Origin of the sequence: Streptomyces adustus (genome assembly GCF_009377175.1) — a bacterium.
Classification (GTDB): Bacteria; Actinomycetota; Actinomycetes; order Streptomycetales; family Streptomycetaceae; genus Streptomyces; species Streptomyces adustus.
Genome location: NZ_VJZD01000117.1, coordinates 20329 through 28047, shown reverse-complemented (window position 1 = coordinate 28047; position 7719 = coordinate 20329). Strand labels below are relative to the sequence as shown.

General features: G+C 71.7%; 5 protein-coding genes. 3 read left to right on the top strand and 2 right to left on the bottom strand.

The window, feature by feature from the left end:
- Nucleotides 1-71: 71 nt before the first annotated feature.
- Nucleotides 72-2651, bottom strand: a complete 2580-nt coding sequence (locus FNH09_RS25920; RefSeq protein WP_152892093.1) for an ABC transporter permease — start codon at nucleotides 2649-2651, stop codon at nucleotides 72-74.
- Nucleotides 2648-3436 (bottom strand): ATP-binding cassette domain-containing protein, encoded by a 789-nt coding sequence (locus FNH09_RS25915; protein ID WP_162469098.1) that lies wholly within the window; start codon nucleotides 3434-3436, stop codon nucleotides 2648-2650. Before FNH09_RS25915 ends, FNH09_RS25920 begins: the two co-directional genes overlap by 4 nt.
- A gap of 480 nt (nucleotides 3437-3916) precedes the next feature.
- Here FNH09_RS25915 and FNH09_RS25910 point away from each other — a divergent pair, with 480 nt between their 5' ends.
- The 3 genes from FNH09_RS25910 to FNH09_RS25900 all read left to right on the top strand — a co-directional run bounded on the left by FNH09_RS25910 (nucleotide 3917) and on the right by FNH09_RS25900 (nucleotide 7710).
- The gene (locus tag FNH09_RS25910; protein WP_162469097.1) at nucleotides 3917-5419 is read left to right on the top strand and encodes an MFS transporter; all 1503 of its coding nucleotides are present in this window, start codon (nucleotides 3917-3919) and stop codon (nucleotides 5417-5419) included.
- Between the two features lie 216 nt (nucleotides 5420-5635).
- The gene (locus FNH09_RS25905; protein ID WP_152892091.1) at nucleotides 5636-6085 is read left to right on the top strand and encodes a DUF485 domain-containing protein; all 450 of its coding nucleotides are present in this window, start codon (nucleotides 5636-5638) and stop codon (nucleotides 6083-6085) included.
- Nucleotides 6082-7710, top strand: coding sequence for a sodium/solute symporter (locus FNH09_RS25900; protein WP_152892089.1), 1629 nt, complete (start codon nucleotides 6082-6084; stop codon nucleotides 7708-7710). The genes FNH09_RS25905 and FNH09_RS25900 overlap by 4 nt, the downstream gene beginning before the upstream one ends.
- Nucleotides 7711-7719: the final 9 nt, after the last annotated feature.

Sequence of the window (7719 nt, the reverse complement as noted above, 5' to 3'; positions counted from 1 at the left end):
GGAGTGCCCCGTGGGGCACTCCGGCGCCGGCCTCTCCTCCGCAACCCCCGTATGCGGTGGCCGCTCCCCGGTCAGTCCGTGGCGATCGCGTTCAGGACGTTCATCCGGCCCGCCCGGAACGCCGGGACGAGGGCCGCGAACAGGCCCACGAAGGCCGAGCCGATGAACACGCTGATGATCGTCGGCCAGGGGATGTCGAGGACCTTCAGGCCCTCCAGTGCGAGCAGCTGCTGGGCGGTCGCGCCCCAGCCCATGCCCAGGCCGAGGCCGAGCAGCGCACCGAAGAGGGCGATGACCACCGACTCCATCCGGATCATGCGGCGCAGCTGGCGGCGGGAGAGGCCGATGGCCCGCATCAGGCCGATCTCCCGGGTGCGCTCGACCACGGACAGGGCGAGCGTGTTCACCACACCGAGGATCGCGACGATGATCGCGAGTGCCAGCAGGCCGTAGATCAGGTTCAGCATCTGCCCGATCTGGTCCTTCAGCGCCTGCTTGTAGTCGGTCTGGTCGCGCACGGTGTACTGCGGGTAGTCGTGCAGCGCGGTCTTCAGCGACTTGTACGCGGCCGCCTGCTGTCCGTCCTTCGCCGAGGCGAAGACCATCTGGTCGAGCGGCATCTTCGCCGCGGGCACGTACTTGGCGAGCGTGGCGGTGGAGATGTACTTCGCGCCGGAGTCGATGACGACGTCGCTGCTGGTGATGGCGCGGACCGTCAGTTCGGCGGTGGCGCCGTCCTTGAAGGCGATCCTGATCTTCGAGCCGAGGTGGATGCCGTGCGCCTTGGCGAACTTCTCGTGCACGGACATCGAGTCCGGCAGGTAGGCGTCCTTCAGGTCGCCGGCGACCGTCTTGGTGCGCAGGTCGGTGGCGTACGTCGGGTCGGCGGCCGTGATGTCCGTGTCCTTGAGCGTCTTGCCGTCGGGGGTGGTGTAGTCGGCCGAGGTGACCTTGTACTCGGTGACCCGGGCCAGCCCGGGCGTCGACTTCACGGCCTGGACCGCCTGCGCCGTGAGGGGCTGCCCGCGGTCGCTCTGGATGATGAAGTCCGTGCCGACGGTCTTGTCGAGCTGGTCGGTGGCGGAGGCGACCATGGAGGAGCCGACCACCGACAGGCAGGCGACCAGCGCGAGGCCGATCATCAGGGCGGCACCGGTGGCGCCGGTGCGGCGCGGGTTGCGCAGGGCGTTGCGTTCGGCCATGCGTCCCACCGGGCCGAAGGCCCGCAGCAGGACCGCGCCGAGGACGCGCACCACACCGCCCGCGAGCAGCGGGCCGATCACCACGAACCCGAGCAGGCTCAGCACCACGCCGAGACCGAGCCACAGCGAGCCCTCGGTGGCCTTGGCGGCGGTGGAGGCGAGGTAGAGGCCGGTGCCGCCGGCGCCGGTGAGGACCAGCCCGAGCACGGCCCGTACGACACCTGCCCTGGCGTCGGCGGGGGCGCCCGCGTCGCGCAGGGCGGCCATCGGGGAGACCTTGCCGGCCCGGCGGGCGGGCAGGTAGGCGGCCAGGACCGTGACGACGACACCCAGGACCATGCCGATCACCGGGGTCGTCCAGGCCACCGTCAGGTCGTCGGTGGAGAGGTTCATGCCGGTCATGCCCATGAGCTTCATCAGGCCGACGGCGATGCCGACGCCCGCGCCGACGCCCAGGATCGAGCCGGTCACGCCGAGCAGCAGCGCCTCGGCCAGCACCGAGCGGTTGACCTGCTTGCGGCTGGAGCCGATGGCCCGCATCAGACCGATCTCACGGGTGCGCTGGGCGACCAGCATCGAGAAGGTGTTGATGATCAGGAAGATGCCGACCAGGAAGGCGATCCCGGCGAAGCCGAGCATCGCGTACTTCATGACGTCGAGGAAGCTGCCCACGTCCTTGCGGTTGGCGTCGGCGGTCTCCTTGGCGGTCTGCACCTTGTAGGCGGTGCCGATGCCGGCCGCGACGTTCTTCTTCAGCTGTTCGTCGCTGGTCCCCGCGGCCGCGGTGACGTTGACGTTGGTGTAGACGCCGGCCTGGCCGACGAGCGCCTGCTGGGCGGTCGCGGTGTCCAGGTAGAAGATCGCCGCGCCGGGGTTGGTGACGGTGAAGGTGGCGATGCCGGAGATCTTCGCGGTGTGCGTGCCGACCGCGCTGATCACGCCGATCTCGTCGCCGAGCTTCAGGTCGTGCTTGTCGGCGGTGTCCGCGTCGACCATCACCTGGTCGGAGCCCTTCGGCGCCGCACCGGAGGTGATCTTCATGGTGCGGGCCTCGTTGGCGTTCCAGCTGCCGACGATGGTGGGCGCGCCGCTGGACGGCGACAGGTTGTCCTTGTCGGCGTCGACGACGGTCACGGCGCTGGAGAAGACGGCCCCCTCCGCCGACTTCACGCCGGGCACCCCGCGGACCTTGTCCAGCACGGCGGCCGGCATGACCGGCGGCTTGCCGTTGCCGGACGTGGTCTCACCGGTGTCCGAGGCGCTGCGCGCGCTCACCGTCACATCGGAGGAGGTGGCCGCGAACAGCTTGTCGAACGTCGTGTTCATCGTGTCGGTGAACACCAGCGTGCCGCACACGAACGCCACCGACAGCAGGACGGCGACGGCCGACAGGGCCATGCGCCCCTTGTGCGCGAAGAAGTTGCGCATCGAGGTCTTCAGGACGGTCATGACGTACGCCCCCGGGCGTCGAAGTCCTTCATGCGGTCGAGGACGGTGTCGGCGGTCGGCTTGAGCATCTCGTCGACGATCCGGCCGTCGGCGAGGTAGAGCACGCGGTCGGCGTACGAGGCGGCCACCGGGTCGTGCGTGACCATCACGATCGTCTGGCCGAGCTCGTCCACGGAGCGGCGCAGGAAGCCCAGGACCTCCGCGCCCGCGCGGGAGTCGAGGTTTCCGGTCGGCTCGTCACCGAAGATGATCTCGGGGCGGGCGGCGAGCGCGCGGGCCACGGCGACGCGCTGCTGCTGGCCGCCGGAGAGCTGGCTGGGCCGGTGCTTGAGCCGCTCGGCGAGACCGACGGTCTCCACGACCTGGTCCAGCCACCCCTTGTCGGGCTTGCGCCCGGCGATGTCCATGGGCAGCGTGATGTTCTCCAGGGCGTTGAGCGTCGGCAGCAGGTTGAACGCCTGGAAGATGAACCCGATCCGGTCCCGGCGCAGCTGCGTGAGCTTCTTGTCCTTCAGGCCGGTGATCTCGGTCTCGTCCAGGAAGATCTGACCGCTCGTCACGGTGTCGAGCCCGGCGAGGCAGTGCATCAGGGTGGACTTGCCGGACCCCGAGGGGCCCATGATCGCGGTGAACTGGCCGCGGGCGATGTCCACGTCGACGTGGTCGAGCGCGACGACACGGGTCTCGCCGGCCCCGTAGGCCTTGACGACCTGCCGCGCTCGCGCGGCAACGGCCGTACGCCCTCCAGTGCCCCCGTGCCTGGTGATGGTCACAGCCGATGTCACGGTTTGTCTCCTATGTCGGTCAGCAAGCGGGACGCACTCGTCCCGGGCGGGGTCGGTGCGCGTGTGCGTGTGCGTGTGCGTGTGCGTCGGTACGTCGTCACGCCGGTGCGGGTGCGGCGGAACTTCGCCGCCCCGTCCGTACGCCGCCCAGTCTGTCGGCGGGAGAGGGTGCGGCGCGCTGGTGCTCGGCACCCTCTTTCCGGGGGGTTAACCCCACCCTCCGACGGTGGCGGTGGGGCGCCCCGGCGGCGTAAGAACAGATTAAGGACGGCGTCGGGCCCCTCTCCTCCTCCGCCGGTACGAACCCGCCCCGGGCCCCTGTGCGGAGATACCCCTAGGGGTCGTCCCCCCTCGGACGGAGACGCTCTCGGGGTCGCCTCCACCCGGCCGCGGGATCACCCTCCACCCTGCCGTCGCGTCAGGGGCAAGTGGGAAGCTGTCGTACGAGACAGGTGCAGGGGGCACGGGGAGGGGAATCCGGTGAGCGGTACGACACCTGCGACACGCGAAGCCGTACAGCACACCGGCACCCGGCAGCGGGGCGCCGTGGTCGCCGCGCTGATGCTCGCCATGGCGCTGCCTGCCCTCGACTCCACGGTGGTCTCCACCGCCGTCCCGCAGATCGTCGGCGACCTCGGCGGCTTCTCCGTCTTCTCCTGGCTGTTCTCCGGCTATCTGCTCGCCGTGACGGTCAGCCTCCCGGTCTACGGCAAGCTCTCCGACACCCTCGGCCGCAAACCCGTACTCGTGGCCGGCGCGGCCGTCTTCCTGCTGGGCTCCCTGCTGTGCGCGCTCGCCTGGAACATGGGGGCGCTGATCGCGTTCCGCATCGTGCAGGGGCTCGGCGGCGGGGCCCTCCAGGGCACGGTCCAGACCCTCGCGGCCGACCTCTACCCGCTGGCCGAGCGCCCGAAGATCCAGTCGAGGCTGTCCACCGTGTGGGCGGTGTCGGCGGTCGCGGGTCCTGGCCTGGGCGGTGTACTGGCGGCCTACGCCGACTGGCGCTGGATCTTCCTGGTCAACCTGCCGATCGGCGCGGTCGCGCTGTGGCTGATCGTCCGTCATCTGCACGAGCCGCGCCGCCCCGCGCGCGCCCGCGTGCGGGTCGACTGGGCGGGCGCGCTGACGGTGTTCGCCTGCGGCGGCGTCCTGCTGACGGCGCTGGTGCAGGGCGGGGTGGCCTGGCCGTGGCTGTCGGCGCCGTCGATCGCCCTGTTCGCCGCGGGACTCGCGCTGGCCGCGCTGGTCGTGGTGGTCGAGCGGCGGGCCGCCGACCCCATCATCCCGGGCTGGGTCTGGCGCCGCCGTACGATCGCCGCGGTCAACCTCGCGCTGGGCGCGCTGGGCCTGCTGATGGTGGCGCCGAGCGTGTTCCTGCCCACGTACGCGCAGTCGGTGCTGGGCCTGGCCCCGGTGACCGCCGGATTCGTCCTGTCCGTATGGACGCTGAGCTGGCCGGTGTCGGCCGCGCTCAGCCAGCACGTCTACCGGCGGATCGGCTTCCGCGACACCGCGATGCTGGGCATCGGCGCGGCCGCCCTGATCCTGCTCGCGTTCCCCTTCCTTCCCTACCCGGGCGCGGCCTGGCAGCCGACCCTGCTGATGCTGCTGCTCGGCGCCGCCCTGGGCCTGTTCCAGCTGCCCCTCATCGTCGGCGTGCAGTCGACGGTCGGCTGGGCGGAACGCGGCACGACCACCGCCTCCGTCCTCTTCTGCCGTCAGACCGGGCAGACGATCGGCGCGTCGGTGTTCGGCGCGGTCGCCAACGGGGTGCTCGCGGCCCGCCTGGGCGGCGCGGGCGACCTGGACTCCGTCACCCGCGGCCTGGACGCGGGCACCGCCCCGGAGGCCACCCGGCACGCCGTCGCGGACGCCGTGCACGCGGTGTACCTCGGCGCGTCCTGCGCCGCCGCGCTCGCCTTCCTGGTGCTGCTGTTCGTCGCGCCGCGCCGCTTCCCGGTACTGCGCGAGCCCGCCGACTGACACCACCGCGCTGTCGCCGCCGCGGTGACACCACCGCGCTGTCACCGCCGGTAACACCCCGTACGACACCGCAGGTCGGTCAGGCAAGCGCGTACCTACCGCCCAGTTCGGCGAAAAGCCCGCACACCGGTCAACGGCCCGAGTAGCGTGCGTGACCCGCACCCCCACCTCCCTGCGGTCCGCCGCCACGGACCCGAGCCACGCAAGGAGCCCGGGATGAGCCACGACCCGTTCCCGCCGCATCCGCACGAACACCCCCACGCCCGGCCGCATCCGGAACAGCCGCCGTCCCCCACCTACCCCTGGCAGCCGAAACCGCCACCGGAGCCCGCACCACGCCGCCGCCCGCACCGCGAGACCCTCGGACGCCACAGCGACCTGCGGATCCTGCGCGGCGCCTACCGCCGGCAGCGCCGGGTGGCCACCCTCACCGCGCTCGGCTACTTCACCCTCTTCCTGCTGCTGTCCGCCCTGGCACCGTCCTTCATGACCCGCATGCCGGCCGACGGCCTGCCCACCGGCCTGCTGCTCGCCCTGCTCCAGCTCCCCGTCACCTGGCTGGCGGTCGCGCTCTACGAACGCACCGCCCGCCGCCGCGTCGACCCCCTCGCCGACCGCATCCGCACCCTGGCCGAACTGGACGCCAGACGGGGAGCCGGCCGATGACCGGGTTCAGCGACAGCGCGCAGACCATGTCCCTGATCGCCTTCACGACCGTGGCCACCCTCACCCTGCTGCTGTGCGTGCTGACCGGCCCCGACCACGACGACCTCGACGCGTTCTACACCGGCGGATCCCTCTCCCCGCTGCGCAACGGCCTCGCGATCGCCGGCGACTACATATCCGCCGCGACCGTCCTGGGCACCGGCGGTGTGATCGCCCTGTGCGGCTACGACGGGATCGTCCTCGCCCTCAGCACGGCGCTGTCCCTGATGCTGCTGATGTTCCTGCTGGCCGAACCCCTGCGCAACGCGGGCCGGTTCACCATGGGCGACGCCCTCGCCCGCCGGATGCCGGGACGCGCCGTACGGATCGCCTCGTGCGCGGTCACCCTCGCCGCGCTGCTGCCGCTGATGCTGGTGCAGCTCGCGGGCACCGGCCAGCTCCTCGCCTTCATCCTCGGCTTCTCCGGCGACTCGCTGAAGACGGCCTGCGTCCTGGGCATGGGCGCACTGATGATCAGCTACGCGGCCATCGGCGGCATGAAGGGCACCGCCCTGATCCAGATCCTGAAGATCGTGATGCTGCTCGGCTCGGGCGCCGTGGTCGCCGTACTGATCCTGCGCCGCTTCGACTGGAACCCGGGCACCCTCTTCTCCACGGCCGCCCGGCAGAGCGGGGTGGGCGCCGCCTTCCTGCGCTCCGGCCTCGAGTTCGCGGACAGCCCGTACCCGCGCGTCGACATGATCACGTCCCAGCTGTCGGTGGTGCTCGGCGGCGCCTGCCTGCCGCACATCACCATGCGCATGTACACCGCCGCCGGCGCCCGGCAGGTGCGCCGCTCCCTTTCCTGGGCGGTGTCCGCGGTGGGCCTGTTCGTCCTCGTCATCACGGTCGTCGGGTTCGGCGCGACCGCGCTGATCGGCCGGGAGGCGATCGCCCGGGAGGACCCCCAGGGCAACACGGCCTACCTGCTGGGCTCGCGCGCCGCCTTCGGCCCCGACGTGTCGACGGCCGAGACCCTGCTGTTCACCACCGTCACCACGGCGATCTTCCTCACCCTGCTCGCCTCCGTCGCCGGAATGATCCTCGCCTGCGCCGACTCCCTCGCCCACGACGTCTTCGCCACCCGCGGACGGGAGATGACACCGCGCCGCGAAATGCTGCTGGCCCGTCTGTCGGCCCTGGCCGTCGGGCTCCCCGCGGTCCTGCTGGCCACCCAGGTCCAGCACCGCAGCCTCCAGCCGCTGGCCACCCTCTCCTTCTGTCTGGGTGCCTCCGCCCTCGCCCCCGCCCTCGTCTACAGCCTGTTCTGGCGCCGCTACACCCGAACCGGCCTGCTGTGCACCCTCATCGGCGGCTCCCTCGCCGTCCTGGTGCTGATGCCGGGCACCAACCTGGTGTCGGGCTCGCCCGTGTCCGCCTTCCCCGAGGCCGACTTCAACTGGTTCCCGTTCACCACCACCGGCCTGGTCACCATCCCGCTGGGCTTCGCCCTCGGCTGGCTCGGCACCCTCGCCTCGGGCCGCCGACAGGCGGAGGAGCAACGCCGCCAGTACGAGGCGGTGGAGGCCTGGATCCTGGCGGGCGCGACCCGTGGCGGCACGGAAGCCACCCGCAAAGAGAGGTGAGCCCGCCCC